This window comes from Microcoleus sp. S1D4, from assembly GCF_036700765.1.
In the GTDB taxonomy this organism is placed as follows: Bacteria; Cyanobacteriota; Cyanobacteriia; order Cyanobacteriales; family Microcoleaceae; genus Microcoleus.
Genome location: NZ_JAUBPP010000021.1, coordinates 70,020 through 87,238 on the forward strand (window position 1 = coordinate 70,020; position 17,219 = coordinate 87,238).

Annotated in this window: 21 protein-coding genes; 9 read left to right on the forward strand and 12 right to left on the reverse strand. The window is 45.1% G+C overall.

The window, feature by feature from the left end:
* Nucleotides 1-148: 148 nt before the first annotated feature.
* The 5 genes from QT998_RS20515 to QT998_RS20535 all read right to left on the reverse strand — a co-directional run bounded on the left by QT998_RS20515 (nucleotide 149) and on the right by QT998_RS20535 (nucleotide 5,072).
* Nucleotides 149-766, reverse strand: coding sequence for a hypothetical protein (locus QT998_RS20515; protein ID WP_333091756.1), 618 nt, complete (start codon nucleotides 764-766; stop codon nucleotides 149-151).
* Nucleotides 767-933: 167 nt separating this feature from the next.
* Entirely contained in the window at nucleotides 934-1,641 is a 708-nt protein-coding gene (locus tag QT998_RS20520) for an ABC transporter ATP-binding protein (RefSeq protein WP_333091755.1), read from the reverse strand.
* Between the two features lie 176 nt (nucleotides 1,642-1,817).
* Nucleotides 1,818-2,597 (reverse strand): ABC transporter ATP-binding protein, encoded by a 780-nt coding sequence (locus tag QT998_RS20525; protein ID WP_333091753.1) that lies wholly within the window; start codon nucleotides 2,595-2,597, stop codon nucleotides 1,818-1,820.
* A 59-nt stretch (nucleotides 2,598-2,656) separates the two neighbouring features.
* On the reverse strand, nucleotides 2,657-3,487 hold the full coding sequence (locus tag QT998_RS20530) for a class I SAM-dependent methyltransferase (protein ID WP_333117366.1): 831 nt from the start codon (nucleotides 3,485-3,487) through the stop codon (nucleotides 2,657-2,659).
* Between the two features lie 19 nt (nucleotides 3,488-3,506).
* On the reverse strand, nucleotides 3,507-5,072 hold the full coding sequence (locus tag QT998_RS20535; protein WP_333117365.1) for an ABC transporter permease subunit: 1,566 nt from the start codon (nucleotides 5,070-5,072) through the stop codon (nucleotides 3,507-3,509).
* A gap of 298 nt (nucleotides 5,073-5,370) precedes the next feature.
* On the opposite strand from QT998_RS20535, the gene QT998_RS20540 reads away from it, so the two are divergent.
* Nucleotides 5,371-5,973: a Uma2 family endonuclease gene (locus QT998_RS20540; RefSeq protein ID WP_333117414.1), complete on the forward strand. Its 603-nt coding sequence runs from the start codon at nucleotides 5,371-5,373 to the stop codon at nucleotides 5,971-5,973.
* Between the two features lie 29 nt (nucleotides 5,974-6,002).
* Here the strand turns inward: QT998_RS20540 and QT998_RS20545 are convergent, their stop codons facing one another.
* From QT998_RS20545 to QT998_RS20575, 7 genes are all read right to left on the reverse strand, one after another.
* A complete protein-coding gene (locus tag QT998_RS20545; RefSeq protein ID WP_333117364.1) occupies nucleotides 6,003-6,332 on the reverse strand; it encodes a helix-turn-helix domain-containing protein in 330 nt (109 codons plus the stop codon).
* Between the two features lie 35 nt (nucleotides 6,333-6,367).
* Nucleotides 6,368-6,703 carry a XisI protein gene (locus QT998_RS20550; protein ID WP_194067796.1) on the reverse strand — a complete coding sequence of 112 codons (336 nt, stop codon included), beginning with the start codon at nucleotides 6,701-6,703 and terminating at the stop codon, nucleotides 6,368-6,370.
* Nucleotides 6,691-7,047 carry an element excision factor XisH family protein gene (locus QT998_RS20555; protein ID WP_333117412.1) on the reverse strand — a complete coding sequence of 119 codons (357 nt, stop codon included), beginning with the start codon at nucleotides 7,045-7,047 and terminating at the stop codon, nucleotides 6,691-6,693. Before QT998_RS20555 ends, QT998_RS20550 begins: the two co-directional genes overlap by 13 nt.
* 75 nt (nucleotides 7,048-7,122) lie before the next feature.
* The gene (locus QT998_RS20560) at nucleotides 7,123-8,199 is read right to left on the reverse strand and encodes a branched-chain amino acid ABC transporter permease (protein ID WP_333091743.1); all 1,077 of its coding nucleotides are present in this window, start codon (nucleotides 8,197-8,199) and stop codon (nucleotides 7,123-7,125) included.
* Between the two features lie 283 nt (nucleotides 8,200-8,482).
* Nucleotides 8,483-9,832: a branched-chain amino acid ABC transporter substrate-binding protein gene (locus QT998_RS20565; RefSeq protein WP_333091741.1), complete on the reverse strand. Its 1,350-nt coding sequence runs from the start codon at nucleotides 9,830-9,832 to the stop codon at nucleotides 8,483-8,485.
* 396 nt (nucleotides 9,833-10,228) lie between these two features.
* Nucleotides 10,229-10,495, reverse strand: a complete 267-nt coding sequence (locus QT998_RS20570; protein ID WP_333117363.1) for a hypothetical protein — start codon at nucleotides 10,493-10,495, stop codon at nucleotides 10,229-10,231.
* Entirely contained in the window at nucleotides 10,488-10,742 is a 255-nt protein-coding gene (locus QT998_RS20575) for a hypothetical protein (RefSeq protein WP_333091739.1), read from the reverse strand. Before QT998_RS20575 ends, QT998_RS20570 begins: the two co-directional genes overlap by 8 nt.
* A gap of 164 nt (nucleotides 10,743-10,906) precedes the next feature.
* Between QT998_RS20575 and QT998_RS20580 the strand changes: the two genes are divergently transcribed.
* From QT998_RS20580 to QT998_RS20615, 8 genes are all read left to right on the forward strand, one after another.
* Nucleotides 10,907-11,845, forward strand: coding sequence for an NAD-dependent epimerase/dehydratase family protein (locus QT998_RS20580; RefSeq protein WP_333091738.1), 939 nt, complete (start codon nucleotides 10,907-10,909; stop codon nucleotides 11,843-11,845).
* A 67-nt stretch (nucleotides 11,846-11,912) separates the two neighbouring features.
* A complete protein-coding gene (locus QT998_RS20585) occupies nucleotides 11,913-12,323 on the forward strand; it encodes a hypothetical protein (RefSeq protein ID WP_333117362.1) in 411 nt (136 codons plus the stop codon).
* A complete protein-coding gene (locus QT998_RS20590) occupies nucleotides 12,320-13,201 on the forward strand; it encodes an RNA polymerase sigma-70 factor (RefSeq protein WP_333117361.1) in 882 nt (293 codons plus the stop codon). The genes QT998_RS20585 and QT998_RS20590 overlap by 4 nt, the downstream gene beginning before the upstream one ends.
* A 150-nt stretch (nucleotides 13,202-13,351) precedes the next feature.
* Nucleotides 13,352-13,630 (forward strand): hexameric tyrosine-coordinated heme protein, encoded by a 279-nt coding sequence (locus QT998_RS20595; RefSeq protein WP_333091733.1) that lies wholly within the window; start codon nucleotides 13,352-13,354, stop codon nucleotides 13,628-13,630.
* Between the two features lie 80 nt (nucleotides 13,631-13,710).
* Complete coding sequence (locus tag QT998_RS20600; RefSeq protein WP_333117360.1) at nucleotides 13,711-14,400, forward strand: alternative oxidase; 690 nt, start codon at nucleotides 13,711-13,713, stop codon at nucleotides 14,398-14,400.
* Nucleotides 14,401-14,519: 119 nt separating this feature from the next.
* Nucleotides 14,520-14,897 carry a hypothetical protein gene (locus QT998_RS20605; RefSeq protein ID WP_333117358.1) on the forward strand — a complete coding sequence of 126 codons (378 nt, stop codon included), beginning with the start codon at nucleotides 14,520-14,522 and terminating at the stop codon, nucleotides 14,895-14,897.
* 54 nt (nucleotides 14,898-14,951) lie between these two features.
* Nucleotides 14,952-16,502 carry a GMC family oxidoreductase gene (locus QT998_RS20610; protein WP_333117357.1) on the forward strand — a complete coding sequence of 517 codons (1,551 nt, stop codon included), beginning with the start codon at nucleotides 14,952-14,954 and terminating at the stop codon, nucleotides 16,500-16,502.
* A gap of 119 nt (nucleotides 16,503-16,621) precedes the next feature.
* Nucleotides 16,622-17,104 carry a transposase gene (locus QT998_RS20615; RefSeq protein WP_333091726.1) on the forward strand — a complete coding sequence of 161 codons (483 nt, stop codon included), beginning with the start codon at nucleotides 16,622-16,624 and terminating at the stop codon, nucleotides 17,102-17,104.
* Nucleotides 17,105-17,219: the final 115 nt, after the last annotated feature.

The window sequence follows — 17,219 nt, forward strand, 5'->3', positions numbered from 1 at the left end:
CTATTAAATTTCCCAGAAAAAACCACAATCTAATAGCGACGCACCTGACAAATAGGATTCGTGAAAACCCTCCGCTGCATCTCGCCCAATACTAATGATTGTTGCAAGATTTTTTAGAAACGATATTAACACTGTTGAATCAAGAGAATTAGTTGTTAAGAATCATCCCTGTAGGGGAGCCGTACTTTTGAGCTATTGCTTTCATTACTTGCCACTGTTTTTGAATTTTTTCATGGTATTTATTGGTTCCATAATCTTCAATGCTTGGTGCTGGCCATATAGTTCCAACTGTTTCTAAAGATTCAGCGATCGCTAACATCATGTTGGTTAAACTAGGAAACCATAAAGAAGGGTCACATTCTTCTATTTCTAGCACAGGTGAGTTTTCAACCTTTGTTTCCGAACCAGAAATGAATAGACAACCATTTTCATAGGAAACAAATTGAAGATACTTTGGATCGTGAAAAGATGGAGAATAATATCCTTTTGCCTCCTCAAGAGACAGGAAATGAATTAAGTCATCTGCGGGTTCAAAAAATCTCTCCAGCGCACAGCAATATGTCGAACTACTGTATGAACAATCGTCATCATCTGGCCACCTCATACCTACAGGTGCGCCTGCCCACTGATAAAATTCATAGGCTTCATCAGATAGCTGAAATGGAAAAAAATTGAGTTTTTTTTCAATTTCTTCTCTGGGTCTATCTGGCTCGCTTAGCTCACAGTAAATACTGATTCGCTCAAGAGCCTCGGTCATCACAGACATAGTTTATTACTCCCAAATCAACTTCAAAATGCTGCTATTGTATTGTCAAAATAACACAGAATTATCATTGCCTAAGCGGAGACGACCTAATAGCCGATTACCAAGGCCCAATCCCTCCGCTTCGCGCTCGCCCAATCCCTCTGCTTCGCTCCGCCCAATTGCCATATTTAACTTTCCCCTAAATACGCCTTGCGAACAGTTTCATTTGACTGCAAATCGCTAGCAGTACCGGCAACTACAACCTCACCAGTTTGAATGACATAGCCGCGGTGAGCTACACTTAAAGCCATCCGGGCGTTTTGTTCTACCAATAAAATAGTAGTTCCTTCAGCATTAATATCGCGGACGATCGCAAAAATTTGACTCACCAACATCGGAGCCAAGCCCATACTCGGCTCATCCAATAATAACAAACGGGGGCGCGACATCAAAGCACGGGCGATCGACAGCATTTGCTGTTCCCCCCCGCTGAGAGTTCCCCCTTTTTGACTAATTCTTTCTCGCAAACGCGGAAATAAATTTAAAACTTTTTCCATATCAGACTTGATACCGAGGGTATCGTTGCGGAGATAAGCACCCATTTCCAGGTTTTCTTGTACCGTCATGCGCCCAAAAATCAGTCGCCCTTCCGGGCTTTGAGAAATGCCCAAACGGACGATCGCCTCTGTAGAAAGCGACTCCAAAGGCTTTCCCTCAAACAGTACAGTACCTTGGCGCGGGCGCAGCAGCCCTTGAATCGTGCGGAGAGTGGTAGTTTTCCCCGCCCCGTTGCTACCGATTAATGTCACAACTTCTCCCTGCGAGACAGTTAGCGATACTCCTTTGAGAGCGTGAATATTTCCGTAATAGGTGTGAATGTCTTTAATTTCTAGCATGATTGCTCTTTCTGCCTTGTCCTTTGTTATATCGTCCCGACTTAAGTATAAAATTTTATTGCATTTATTTAAAATTAACCTTTTCTATAGTAAACCAGAGCATTTCACAATCTTAAAATTATCTGCGTCAATCAGTGTTTATCTGCCTTAAATTTGCGGTTGACAGACTAATTGTATTAACCGTGAACATCATCTTCTTTTCCCAAATATGCCTCAATCACGCGAGGATCGGCGCGAACTTCTGCCGGAGTTCCCTCAGCAATTTTAGTACCGTACTCCATCACACTAACGCGATCGCTAATTCCCATAACCACCTTCATATCATGTTCAATCAGCAAAATACTCAAATCCAACTCATCGCGAATCCGGTAAATAAAGCGAGTTAAATCGGCCGTTTCGTTCGGGTTCATTCCCGCCGTCGGTTCGTCCAAAAGTAACACTTTCGGATCGGAAGCCAAGGCCCTGGCAATTTCCAATCTACGCTGGTCGCCGTAGGAAAGGTTTTTTGCCAACTCCAGCGCTTTAGAAGCACCTAAACCGACAAAATCCAGCATAGTCAGCGCTTTTATTTTAGCTTCCCGTTCCTCCACTATCGCAGTTGGTGGGCGGAGGATTGCACCCAACAAACCTGTTTTCATTCTGCTGTGCCTGCCTACCAAAACATTATCCAGCACAGTCATATTGTTAAACAAGCGGATATTTTGAAAAGTTCTAGCAATGCCGAAACTTGTCAGGCGATCGGGAGGCAAACCCGTGATATTCTTATTTTGGAGGAGCAAGTTACCGGCAGTAGGTTTGTAGATACCCGTCAGCATATTAAAAAAAGTGGTTTTACCCGCACCGTTGGGGCCGATCAAACTGGCGATCGAGCCTTTTTCTAAGGTTAAACTAACCTGGTTGACTGCTGTCAAGCCGCCGAATTTCATTGTAAGTTGCTGTGCTTCTAGTAATGACATTTTTGTTGTATTTTCTAATATTTTATATGGAAGTGTGAGATTTCACGCAGGCTTCTGACTCAACTTGGGAGATTATCGGACATATTCTCTAATGTACACACAAAATAAAACTTAAAAAGATTAGATTCTAGCGAACGGCGAGGGCGATATTGTACGTGCAAATCGGTCGTCGAAAAGTTCTCAATAACTTTGAGATTGAGTTCGTCAGCCAAAGTAGCAATGTTTTCAAACCCAGTAATCCACGGTGCATACATACTTTCGTATCGATCTATGTAATCATTGATATCTTGGTAGCCCGTCGTCCTCAAAATCACCCGCTCTGACATATAATCAAAGGACAATCGAAAACTCTTCACATTGTCACGAATTTGTTCCAACGTCAATATTACATCTTTTTTGGCAAGCAAGGTTGTGTTGCCTTCCCACAAAAAATATGTCGGCCGCTCGAAATCCAATTCACTCTCTTTCAGTAAAGCTATTAAACCATCTTTGATGTAATCTCCGGGAATGTAGCGAACATTGGCGCTAATTTTGTTGGCTTTGAGAGTTTCTTCTTTTAATTCAAGAGTGTCGCTGTCGTCTATTTCAAAATAAGTGACTTTTTCTCCATTGATTCTGGCAGCGCGAGTGTCTAAACCCGAACCTAAAATAACTACTTGCTTGCAACCTCCTAAAATTTGATTTGACAAAACGTCATCAAAATACTTAGTCCGCAACTTGATCATTTCTTTAGCGGCGGGAGAGTTTTGAGCTATTTTGTCTGCGATTTCTTTGGTTTTCTCATTCAGCCATATTTTTACGACATTATCAGTGTAAAGAGGAATTGTTTCTTGATTTTCTTCCGCTCTAAATTCCGCAACGATAAAAGCAGTACCAGTTACATTGTTCATGGCTAATTTTTCAGCTTTACTATTGACTTCTGGCATCTGCTAAAGATTCATTGCTCGCTTCACTATCTGAATGCAATTCAGCTTGGTGGAGCTTGTCGGGAATCAGCCCCTCGGGCCGCACGACCATCATCACAACGAGTGTTAAACCAAAGAGAAATAAACGCATTTGAATCGGGTCTAAACTGGTGGCGAGAAAGTCTGCTAACTGGGGAATTGCAATTCTGGGGAGTACAAAAGTATTCAGGAAACCTTTGAGGACTTCGGCTAGTTGGGGTAGATAAAGCCGATCGGCAGACATGATAATGATAGCGCCTAAAATCACCCCGGTCATGTTGCCCAAACCGCCTAAAATTACCATGCACAGGATAATCACCGAGACTGAAAAATCGAAGACGCTGGGAAAAACCGCGCTGATATAAGCCGCATAAAATGCACCTGCAAACCCCGAAAATGTCGCTCCCATCGCAAAAGCCGAAAGTTTTGTTTTGACCAGGTTAATGCCCATTGCGCTTGCCGCTAATTCATCTTCGCGCATGGCATTCCATGCCCGTCCCAAGCGGGAATCTCGCAGCCGCGAAATCATGAAGTAAGCGAAGACAACTAACAGCAAAATTAGATAATACCAGGGAAAGTAGTTGCCGGTGCTGAATGTGCCGATGATGGGGAGAGATGGACGCGCGATCGGGTTAATTCCCGCTTCGCCGCCGGTGAGGTTAAAAGGTCGATCGCACCCAACGAGACACAGCACCAACTCCGGCTTACCCAACAACGAAGCCACAATCTTTGAGACTGGTTCATCGATCCGAATCTCGGTTAAATTCCGAAATATCACGGGGATAATTTCGCCAAAACCGAGGGTAACAATTGCCAAATAATCGCCCTTGAGTCGCAGGGTGGGAATACCCAGAATTACGCCCGCTATTCCAGCTACACCGGCGGCGATCGGCAAAACGATCCAAAAATTCCAAGCAATATTTATCTGCCCGGAAGATAGCAAAGCTGTCGTGTAAGCGCCGATCGCAAAAAACGCCGCATATCCCAAATCCAACAAACCCGCAAAACCCACAGTAATATTCAAACCCAGCGCCAACATAATAAAGATTTGAATCTGTACTACCGTAGCAATCCAGCCAGTTTGAGCTTCGAGGTCGATAAACGGAAACAGAATTAGAATAAAAGCTAATGTTACCAGAGTAGCCAGCCGTTGACGTTGCGGCGGCAAACCTTGCAAAGCACCCATTAACGAAGCTGTCAAAATTGCGATCGCCAAACTGCAAACCCCGTACAGCAAAGTAGTAGGTAAAGCCACAGCAGATTGACCGGAAAAAGGTCTAACTAAAATTCCTTCTAGTACGCTAGCAACCAATAGCCAAACGCCCAATCCCAAACCCGCAAAACAGCCAACTTTTGCGCCCATCTTTGGGTTTTGAACTTTCTGATCTTGACAACTCATGAAGCCCGCCGCCGTGCCCATCAGCCACCCGATGACGGTGCCGCTCCAACCGCCGAATAACACAACAGTCAAAAAGGCGATCGCTCCTAAAATACCAGTCGATTTAATTGCTTTGATTATTTTATTTGACATAAAAAGAAGTCATTAGTCATTAGTCAGTGGTCATTAGTCATTAGTCAGTGGTCATTAGTCATTAGTCAGTGGTCAGTAGTTAGATCAAAGAATGCTAGGAATCGCAGTTATAGATGCGACTGACGCGGGCAATGCCAACTTCTGCCTCAATCAATGCGATCGAGTGCTTGTCGTGGAAACTGTCATCAGACTAGCTACAGTTTTAAGTCTTTTGAGTTCGATTGTTGCACCAAAAGCGACGAAAATTCAAATATACTGGAACTGTTACCGAAACACACTTCAAACGGGCGATCGCTATATGGTACAAGCACCTCAAAAAACTATCACCCTCGACGAGTTTTTGCAACTCCCAGAAACCAAACCCGCTAGCGAATACATCAAAGGTGTCATTTTACAAAAACCTATGCCGCAAGGAAAACACAGCACAATTCAGGGAGAACTCATCACGACGGTTAATGCAGCGGGAAAACCTCAGCGGATTGCTTGGGCATTTCCAGAACTTCGCTGCACTTTTGGCGGACGTTCTATTGTTCCAGATGTCGCGATTTTTGTTTGGAATCGTATTCCCCTAGATGCTGACGGCGAAATTGCCAATACATTTAACGCTCACCCAGACTGGACAATCGAAATTTTGTCCCCCGGCCAAAGCCAAACCAAAGTCACCCACAATATTTTGCACTGTTTGAATGCCGGTTGTCAGATGGGTTGGTTGCTCGATCCCGATGAAAAAACCATTTTAGCTTATCCCGCAAGGCAGCAGCCGATTTCACTGCAAGAACCGACAGATTTACTTCCGATGCCCAATTTTATGCCGGAAATGCAGTTGACTTTAGGCGAAGTTTTTGGCTGGCTCAAACCTGGCTTTAGTATCGAACCGAAAATAGTGGAATCGAGTCAATAATACGCGATCGCACATACTCATTTCTCAATTTACGCACTACGCTGCTCAGTGCGATTTTCCTCAAGGGCGATCGGGATCAGTTGAACCTCCAATCGCTGATTGAGCGCACGCGCAATTTTTTGCAGCATTAAAAGCGAATGTTCCTCATATTCAGCATCTTCAAGCTCCGCAATTACCGACTGTTTTGTCCCAATGCGATCGGCAAGTTGCTGTTGGGTCAATCCTGCTTGCGTCCGAACACGATAAATCAGTTGTGCAAGTTCTGCATTGAAAGAGGATTCCTTAATCATTTCCTCCATTTCAGGATCTTCAGATGTCATTTGTTGAAGGATCTTCAGTGAATCATTCGTGTTCGCCATCTTCTGTTTCCTGCAGGTAGGATCGATCGCACTTTTTAGGCGATCGCCAATCCGGTATGTTTGCGTACTTCCGGCGAATGAAACGCCAAAACAATGCAACTTTCAGGAACCCCACCCTCCAGTAATTCATCGGTAATACCGTCTTCAATACCATCATAATGAATCCAGAGTTTGCCGTTGCGAATTTCAACGTGAACGAGGCAGTAGTGAAGTCGCTTTTGGCCCTCCCAGCCTTCACTCATCAATAAAAAATCATTTCGGTCTTCGCTGACAATGACTTTATTATTAATCTCGGCATATCTGTACGGTAGGCTGGCATAGTACGACAGAGTTTTATAAATCAACTCGCGGTATTCATCTAGTTTATCCATCTGGTAATAACCTCCTGAATCGTATCGACAACGATAATTTTCATTACTCCATCTGCAAGTACAACCTGCACGATATCTTCATTAAAGAAGCTTGTATAAATCTCTTCAGTAATTGCTAGATATAGGGTGCGATCTGGTTCTTTTTTCGACAGGATTTTTAAGTACAAAGTGTATTGCCCGATCGCATTTTCCCAATCTTTGACTGGAGATTTGCCGACAAAACTTTTGATTTCAACTGCAATTTTTTGTCCTTCGCGTTCGGCTGCTAGCAGCTTTTTAGCTCCCAAATCCACAAACACACCGCGCGAACCAAATTGCAGAGTCAGAGGATCGTCTGTAATTATCCACCCATCCTTTTATAAAGCAGTCCTTACATTATAATGATAAATGTCTTTTGCCATTATTTCAACCCTGCACCTTCAAACCTTCTCCTGAACATTCTCACCCAACAAACCCCCAGGCCGAAAAGCCAAAATCACCACCAAAACCCCAAACACCCAAGCATTAGTCCAGCGGCTCGACAAATACTGATCGCTCAAAGACGAAAGCACCCCAATCAAAACCCCTCCTAACATCGCCCCCACAATATTACCAATTCCCCCCAGAACCGCCGCCGTAAAAGCCCTCAAACCCGCTGTAAAACCCATCGTAAACACGATCGTATTATTGTACAAACCAACCAAAATTCCAGCAGATCCAGCCAAAGCTCCCCCGATCAAAAAAGTCAGAGCAATAATCTGATCGACATTAATTCCCATAATCTTAGCAGCATCGCGACTTTGAGCAGTTGCCCGCATCGCCTTTCCCAGACGAGTGTACTGCACAAACACATGAAGCAAAACCATCAATACAACCGCCACCACCAACACAATTAAATCTTTAGTGGTAAATACAATACTGGTTTCAATTCCCAAAAATTTTAGAATATCAACTCTGGGCAACAAATCGGGAAAACTTTTCGGAGCAGCCGAATTAGAACCCATCACCGGAATAAAAGCTTTTAAACCTCCCCAAAACAGCCCCATATTTTGGAAAATGAAAGAAACCCCGATCGCCGAAATTAAAGGAGCCAAACGCGGAGCATTCCTCAAAGGCCGATAAGCATACTTTTCCACAACAATATTCAGCCCTGCACAAAACGCCGAACATACAATTAAAGCAACTAACATCACCGGTATCGCAACAGCTAAAGGTGCGCCGTCTTGAATGCCAAAAGCCCCGAACACAGTTAGGGCAGCAAAAGCACCCAACATATACAAATCGCCGTGAGCAAAATTGATTAATTCAATAATGCCGTAAACCATCGTATAACCCAAAGCAATAATCGCAATCAGCGCCCCGTTGACCAAACCAACTAATAATTGTTGAATCAAAACTTCAGGGTTGCTGGCTATTTCTCCAATAATTTTGGGCAAGTCAAATCCGGCGATCGGTCCCAACAACAAAACTATATAAGCTACACCTAGATATAATAGAATACTTTTCCAGTTTTTCATAATTATTCGTAATTTGGCATTGAAAATTGGGCATTAGGAACATTCATTCTACTTGTTTCTAGGCAGATATTAGAAACGCAGATTCGGAGACTCTACCTCCAATTTTTGATACTAGAAAATCGAGGCGATTTTCCTGCTATAAAAGTGAGGCAGAGCCTCTAGATATCAGTTCCCAGGCTCTGCCTGGGAACCAGTTACAGTTAAAATCACTACAGTCAACAGTCAACAGTCAACTGACAACAGTCAACTGACAACAGTCAACTGACAACAGTCAACTGACTAATTATTCCGTTTTGAGGGCGCTCACAAACTCCCACTTGCCATCTTTAACAACATTTCCTGACATTGTAGTCAAACTCGTGTCACCGTTAGCGTCAAAACTCCAAGTGCCGAGTACCCCGTTAAAATCCTTAGTTGCCAAGACAGCATCGCGGATAGCAGCCCGGTCATTTTTGCAGACTTTGTTAATTGCGCCGATCGCCACTTTAGCAGCTTCATAGGCATAAGCTGCATAAGCTTCCGGTTCAGCATTATATTTTGCCTTGTAACTTTCGTACCACTTAGCGCCCTCACCAGTCAATTCTTTAGGAGGCAAGCCGCCAAAAGTAGCATAAACACCCTCGGCATCTTTGCCTCCGGCATCAATTAAAGCTTGATCTTTAATGCCGTCGGGCCCCATGAACTTAACTGCATCAGCGGCCATCCCGACATTTCTCATGTCTTTAATTATTTGTCCGGCGTTGCTCTGAGTAGTGCCGCCGAAGTAAATCATGTCTGGATTTAAAGCTTTGATTTTATTCATTAACGCCTTGTAGTCGCTAGCTTTAATATCAATTCCCTCCCGGCCCAGGACTTGAATTCCCAACTTTTTAGCAGTTGCTTCAAAAACGTCAGCGATGCCTTTGCCGTAAAGTTCTTGGTCGTCGAGAATGAAGACTTTTTGCACTCCTAAAGATTTTGCCCAGTTTCCCGCAACAGCCCCTTGAAGGTCATCAGCAGGGACAACGCGGGTGAAATTGCGAGTACCTGCAGGATAATAAACGTTGGGTTCTTTGGGTTCGCCTTTTCCTGGTTTAGTCAGTCCCGGATAGGTGTTTGCCGGACTGATCATCACGACGTTAGCTTGGTTGAGCACGGGAATGGAAAGTTTAGCAGCACCGGAGTTGTAGTGACCGATAGCGGCAACTACCGAACCGTCAGCAACGGCTTTGTTCGAGTTGGAGGTTACTTGGGCCGGGTCCCATTTGCCGGCGGCGGCGGTGGCGTCATCGAGCACTTCGTATTCGATTTTGATTTTGCCGTCGCAAGCTTTGGAGTCAGTTTCGGCTAGTGCTTGTTTGATGCCGTTGACCATTGTTTGAGATTGACCCAAGGCGCTGCCTGTCATGGGGAGCATGGAGACAATTTTGACAGTATTTGGGTCTTTGGGGGCGTTGACGGCGACGGGAGAGGCTGCTGGAGTCGCTCCGGGAGTTGTGGCGTTTGGTGCTTGAGGATTTTGGCAGCTAGCGCACAGAGAGGCTATGCCGGCGGCGAGGAGTATTGTCCGCAATCGGGCCGCGCCCGGATTCTGGGTTGAGTTGGTTGTTGAGGGTGTGGCACTTTTGCCCCCTGATTTCTGGGAAAAGGTCATAGGTTGGTTTGTTTGTTGCTTGCGTCTTTGCATATTTTCACTCTGTAAGTCTGTAAGTCAAGAGCTAGCACAAGTTTAAAAAATTTGTGTCAACTCTCAAAGATACACTGCTGCCACAAGAAGGTCGGGAATTGGGTCATATCTGATTCAATTACGTGCTAAGATTTTTGAGTATTTATTGACAATGCTTGAACTGCAACGATAGAAATAGCATCATCACTAAATATTTGACATAATATTACGTCCGCCATCTGCATCCTGTCACTACGTCAATGTCGGCGATCTCCAAAATTTAGATTTTAAAAATGGCTTATTCGCCTTGGTATGCTTGGTATTCTGCGATCGCAGTTGGGATTTCCTCGGCCGAGACGTTTGCTTGTTCTGATTAAGAGTAAATCAGGTATAAAACAACCTGAGTCGGTGATTCAACTCGATCGAACGATAGCCACCGCTCTTACCAATTTGGGCATCACTGTTTTTAGCCCGGACTTTGTAAACGGTGTATTGGGTTGCTGCAATCTGGTTTCCGATGAAGTTCCCTTGGATAATCTCATCGAGGACGGGCTGAACATCCGTTTGAATTTGACGATACTTTTTAGCAAGTCCCTTGAGGCGACGTTTGAAGAGTGCCGTGAATTTGAGTTGGACTGGCATATCAGACATTGATGCCGTCCCAGAGTTCCTCGATGGGGAAAGTTTGTCCAGCTTTGGCTTGGTGGAAGGAGGCTTTCAGGTCAACGAGGATTTGGTCGTTGGAATCGGTGTCTGAATCAAAATCTGAGTCAAAGTCTGGGGCGAGATCGGTTTGTGTCCGACTGGTCAAAAATTCCAGGAATGTCAGGGTTTGCTCTAAAATCGATTCAGGAGTTCGATCGATCGCTTGTAGAAGGCGTTGTTTAATCGGCGACATAAGATGACCTCTAAATCTAGCTCCTCCGATCTTATCAATAATTCTATTGCGTGTTTCCTATTGATAACCTGCTCGATCGCCCGCGATGCACGACTTGTCACAACTAACGATGCTCTTTCGTCTTATCTATAAATACCTCACAGGCTTCAACAGGAGGTTCCTAGATGAGAATTTTTGTGGCAGGTGCAACGGGGGCGATCGGTCGTCCGCTGCTCGCCCAATTGCACAGCGCAGGACATGATGTAGTGGCGTTAACCCGCACTCCCGAAAAAGCACGGATTTTAGCTGAACAAGGTGTGGAACCGGCGATCGCAGATGTCTTCGATGCAGATGCTGTCAAAGCTGCTGTCATTCGCGCTCAACCGTCCGTTGTAATCGAACAACTCACCTCTCTGCCTAAAACCTACACCCCTGACTCGATGCAGGCGGCAGCAGCACTGAACGATCGCATCCGTATCGAAGGGGGCGCTAATGTCCTAGCGGCAGCGCAAGCGGCTGGTGTGCGTCGTTACATCAGGCAGTCGATCGCCTTTTGGGCGATTCCCGGTACAGGATTGGCAGACGAAGAAACACCCCTAGCCTTAGATGCTTCGCCCGCAGTTGCAGACGGAACCCGCATCCTGAATGAGATTGAACATCCCTTACTAGGGAACCCCAATCTAGAAGGAATTGTCCTGCGTTACGGCTTCTTCTACGGGCCCGGCACTTGGTACGCAACCGATGGAGACGTTGCCGAACAGGTGCGGCAGCAACAATTCCCGATCGTCGGAAATGGCGATGGGCTATGGTCTTGGGTTCACATTGAGGATGCGGCCTTTGCGACGGTGGCGGCAGTCGATCGGGGAAATCCCGGTATTTACTTAATTGCGGACGATCGGCCCTTAGAGGTGCGCCTGTGGCTTTCTGCTTACGCCCAGTGGCTGAATGCTCCACCGCCACCGCAGGTATCAGTTGAGGATGCTCTGCGAATCAGCGGTGCAGATGCTGTCTACTATGGCACCCAGATACGAGGTGTCTCCAATGCCAAGGCAAAACGCGAACTAAATTTTCAGCCTCGATCGTTGGAATGGCTTATTAAAACTACCGTTCCTAGTGCCAACTGACAATTTAATCTCGATCGAGCTAACACTAGGAGTTGTCTAGAAAGCTTTCTAATCAGGGATAAATAAAATGAAGATTGCTCAATATGGAACAACGATCGCGGTCATCCATGCGATCGCAAACGGACTGCATGGTTTAGCGCATTTGGAAATCCCAATTCCCCTCTCTCTTCTTCAGAGTTTGTTTGTGGGTATGGTGATTTTTCTAATTCCCATCATTGCAGCCGTTTTGCTTTGGACACAGTTCTATCGCATTGGTAGCTGGCTCTTACTCAGTTCAATGGCTGGATCGCTCCTGTTTGGGCTCTACAATCATTTCATCGCGATCAGTCCCGATCATGTGTCTCAAGTTGCCTTTGAAGGCTGGGGTTTGCTGTTCCAAGTCACAGCCATCCTGATATTAATTGTGGATGGATTAGGATCTGGAATTGGGTTCTGGGCATTGAGAACTATTCAGCAACAAGAGCAGGGGGCTTTATGAGTTCTCTGGATGATTTTAACCACCATCGTCCGTTGCTGTTCTCGATCGCCTACCGAATGCTGGGCACTGTCACAGATGCCGAAGATATGGTACAAGAAACCTTCCTGCGCTGGCAACAGACAGCAAGCGAAACCGTGCGATCGGCAAAGACTTATCTAGCAACTATCATCACGCGCCTCTGTATCGATCATTTGCGATCGGCGCGCGTCCAACGAGAACAATACGTCGGTACCTGGCTACCAGAACCGATGTTAACGCAACAATCCGAAAATTCAACCGATCTAATGGAATTAGCAGACTCGCTCTCGATCGCATTTTTAACTGTAATGGAGCGTTTATCTCCGATCGAACGGGCAGTATTTCTACTCCGCGATGTCTTTGACTACGACTATGACGAAATTGCTCAGATGGTTGGCAAGAGTTCTACTAACTGTCGCCAAATCCTGCGGCGGGCGAAGCAGCATCTTGCCGACCAACGTCCTCGTTTCCCAGTTTCCAGGCCGCAGCAAGAGCAGATTACCGCCCAATTTTTAGATGCCTCCACCAAGGGCGATTTGCAAGAATTGTTGCTATTGCTGGCGAAGGATGTGACGTTTTGTTCAGATGGTGGCGGCAAGGTAGTTGCAGTCCTCAAGCCGATACATGGAGCAGTAAAGGTGGCTCGGATGCTGTTAGCAATTCGTCGCAAATGGCTGCTTAATTCTGTCTCTCACTTAGCCGATATCAACGGACAACCAGGCATTATCCAATATCTGGATGACCGCATTCACAGTGTGATGACTTTTGAGATTGTGGATGGCTGTATTCAGTCTATTTACAGTGTGCGGAATCCAGAAAAGCTAGAGCGGATTTGCCAGGAGATATCTTTAGAGAAGTAACCGAAAACCATCGGTGACTTGCTTCAAGTATGAGCCAACTCATAGAAGTTATTGAGATTTTATTTTACGCTCGAAGCAGATGAACTTAGGGAGGTCTTAAAAAACCAATACTGCTGTTACAAAAAACACATCAACTCAGGAGATTTTGACATGAATAACATAACTTCAAACAATCCATCTGTTGTAACACCACCCGAAGTTACATTGGTTCCTAATAACTCGCTTTTGACAGAAACCCCTGAAGAGGGACGGCAACTGGCAGTCAAAATGGCACGGCTGATTATTAAAATGACTCAGCCTGATGAAGAAAAGCGCAACCAGTTACGAGAGGTTTATGGCAATGATGCCATGATGCTGATTGCAGTTGGTCACGTTGTCGCCATAGAATTTGCCACCGTCGCTGCTGCTAACAACTACTGGCGTAAGTAGGTACAAGTCAGAACTTCAACTTCTCTGATGAGTCGGACTCTGAACCCCTGGTAATGTATTCAATTATTGAGGAATTCACCATGAAAGTTTTGATTCGATTGATAGTTGGTTTTTTTGTCTTCCTTGTAGATGTCGTCTACGGAAATCGTTCTTACCCTCGGTTTTATATGCTGGAAACGATCGCCCGCGTGCCTTACTTTTCTTATCTATCAGTGCTGCATCTGTACGAGACTCTGGGCTACTGGCGCAAAGCTGACTTGTTGAAAGTTCACTTCGCTGAAAGCTGGAACGAATTACATCATCTCTTGATTATGGAATCACTGGGGGGCGATCGCCTCTGGATCGATCGCTTCATCGCCCAACACGTTGCATTCGCTTACTACTGGGTAGTCGTCGCGATTTATATGCTGTTTCCCTCTTACGCCTACTACCTGATGGAACTGATTGAAGGTCACGCCTATCACACCTATGACGAATACTTGAAAACCTTTGAAGCCCAACTGAAAGCTCAACCTGCGCCCGATGTGGCAATCAATTTCTATCGCGATGGCGATCTTTATATGTTTGATGAAGTTCAGACTGCACTCAGTCAGGAATTTCGCCGTCCCAAGGTGGATAATCTATACGACGTGTTCGTGAACATTCGTGATGACGAAGACGAACACGTCAGAACGATGATAGCACTCCAGAAACCCGAAGCGCGTCTCAGCTTCAAAAGTCCCCATACAGTTATTGAAGTGATGCCTGTCAACGCAGATCAAACTGGTTGATTGTAAGGGGGATTAGACCAAATCCGGTTTAAATACCCCTTTCTTTATTTCTTAGTCTGCGGAGGCAGACTTCGTTTGACAAGAAGCGGTTGAAACCGCCGAATCATCTTTTAAGAACCATGAAAAAACTACTGAAAAAATCCGCATTACTGCTTGCTCTACCAATCTGTGTCTTAGCTAATTTTTCCTTACCTGCATCTGCTGATTCTACGGCTGACCTCATCCTCAGTATGAAATGCCAGGGTGGTTATAACATCAATCTTTGGAAAAAGAAGGCTTCAGGTGAACTGCTCTATCGCTCGATTAGTTCCAAGGGTAATTTAAGTTTGGGCGGAGGTACTAGCAAAGCGACAGAAGGCGTTCGAGTCTATAAGTTTCGGAAGGGTAATTATGAATATTGGGTGTGGGATGGCACGTTGGACAGTAAGCAGTCGGGAACTTTAGAAGTGTATAAAAACAACCGTATCTTGATGCAGAAATCTTGTAGGAAAAGTTGAATTCTCTAGCCTGACTAAATTAATCGATTACATACAACAAAGCAGGAGAATGTTATGACGAACTATGACTACATTGTGATTGGTGCAGGTTCGGCTGGCTGCGTTGTCGCCAACCGTTTGACAGAAGATAGTGAAACAACTGTGTTGTTGCTCGAAGCTGGCAACCCGGATACTAAACCGGAGATTCAAATCCCGGCGGAATGCTTCAACTTACTAGGCTCCGAGGTAGACTGGGCATACTTCACAGAACCCGAACCTTACCTCAATAATCGCAAAATCTTTCACCCCCGAGGGAAAGTCTTGGGCGGGAGTAGTTCGATTAATTTCATGCTTTATGTCCGAGGTAATCCTCATGATTACGATCGCTGGCAAGAATTGGGTAATCCTGGTTGGAGTTACCAAGATATATTGCCATATTTCAAGAAATCTGAGAACCAGCAACGAGGTGCTTCCGAATACCACGGTGTTGATGGCGAGTTGAGTGTTACGGATCTAATTTCCCCGGCACCGATATCTCAAAGATTTGTAGAAGTATCTGTAGCAATGGGATATCACAACAATCCTGATTTCAATGGGATGCACCAAGAAGGCGCAGGACTCTATCAGATGACGATTAAAGATGGAAAACGGCACAGTACCGCTGCTGCATTCCTGGTGCCAATTCTCGATCGCCCCAATTTGACAACAACGACAGCAGCGTTGGTGACTCGATTGTTGTTTGAGGGAACCCGCACCGTTGGGGTGGAATATATGCACGAGGGAACACTGCACCAAGTTAGGGTTAACCGGGAAGTAATTTTAAGTGCTGGCGCGTTCGATTCGCCTAAGCTGCTGATGCTTTCGGGCATTGGTAATCAAGAATACCTGGAATCATTAGGTATTTCTGTAGTAGTCGATTTGCCTGGTGTCGGTCAAAACCTCCAAGATCATCCTCTCATTCCTGTGGTACACCTGGCAACTCAGGATTTACACCCTGCAATCACCAGTAGTATCGTTGAAGCCGGATTGTTTTTACATACCGAGGGTAATCTGGATGCTGCGCCTGATTTACAGTTGATCTTCAGCCCTGTGGTGTTGACATTCCCTCCTAGTTCTGATTCCGGATTCACTGGTTTAGTATGTTTGATTCATCCTGAGAGTATTGGTAGTGTATCTTTACGATCGCCCGATCCGAAAGATGCACCAATGATTCGGATGAACTATCTCCAAAGTGAATCTGATATGCAAAAGTTGGTTGCAGGAATTAAATTACTCCGCACATTGTTTCAGACAAGTGCCTTTGATGAGTTTCGGGGTGATGAAGTCGCTCCCGGTGCGGATGTTAACAGCGATGAAGCCCTCGAAGCGTACATCCGGGAAACGTGCAGTACGGTGTTTCATCCTGTCGGCACCTGCAAAATGGGAACTGACTCAATGGCGGTTGTAGACCCCGAATTACGGGTACGTGGAGTTGAGGGATTGCGTGTGGTAGATGCGTCAATCATGCCAACAATCACCACAGGAAATACGAATGGGCCAATAATTGCGATCGGCGAAAAAGCAGCCGATTTAATTAAAGCCACAGCTTGCCTTTCACAGCAAGTACAGGAAGAAATGGCAAATTAACAGGGAGTGCGATCGATTAAATAGCCTTGACTATTTTTTTGCAATTATGAGCTAGCTCATAGCAGTTGTTGATAAAAACTGTCAGAATAAAGGTAGTTCAAGGTTAGGAGGAGAGCGATATGACTCTCACAAAAGCAAACATAACCGCATTAAAAGTAGAAACTCTCGCCAAACTCTATTTGGAAAGTAAGCCAGCCGAAATTTCAGATCAAACCATCGCCCAACTCTGTGATTGGCTAATGGGTGAGTTCCAGCAATTGCCTTTAAATCTACAATTTTCAGATTATATGCGTTACGAAAACGCAGAAGAAATGTTTGCAGATATCAAACAAGGGCAACTTTGGGTATCTGCTGAAAGTTACGATTCTTCGGTTTATCCCAATCCCATTTACGGGTTTATTTTTCAGGGAATGCACGATTACGACCACTACTTGACGGATACTGAATTCAGTTTGGAAGGGGAAATCGTGGCTTACAAATTCACTGCAAAACGTGCGCCGAGTTTAGACATCCAAAAGATTCTCTATTCCGAAATTGTGCTGCGCTCGGCTGCCTATCTTTATTTAGGATATGCGGCTACTCCTAAAATAGTTTTCCCCTAATTAATTATATAGATACAAGATAATGCACGAATGTCCTTGTTGTTCGGAGCCATTGTTACGGCACATTCACAAACAAAAGATTTGCTGGTTTTGTCCCAAATGTCGGGTAATGATG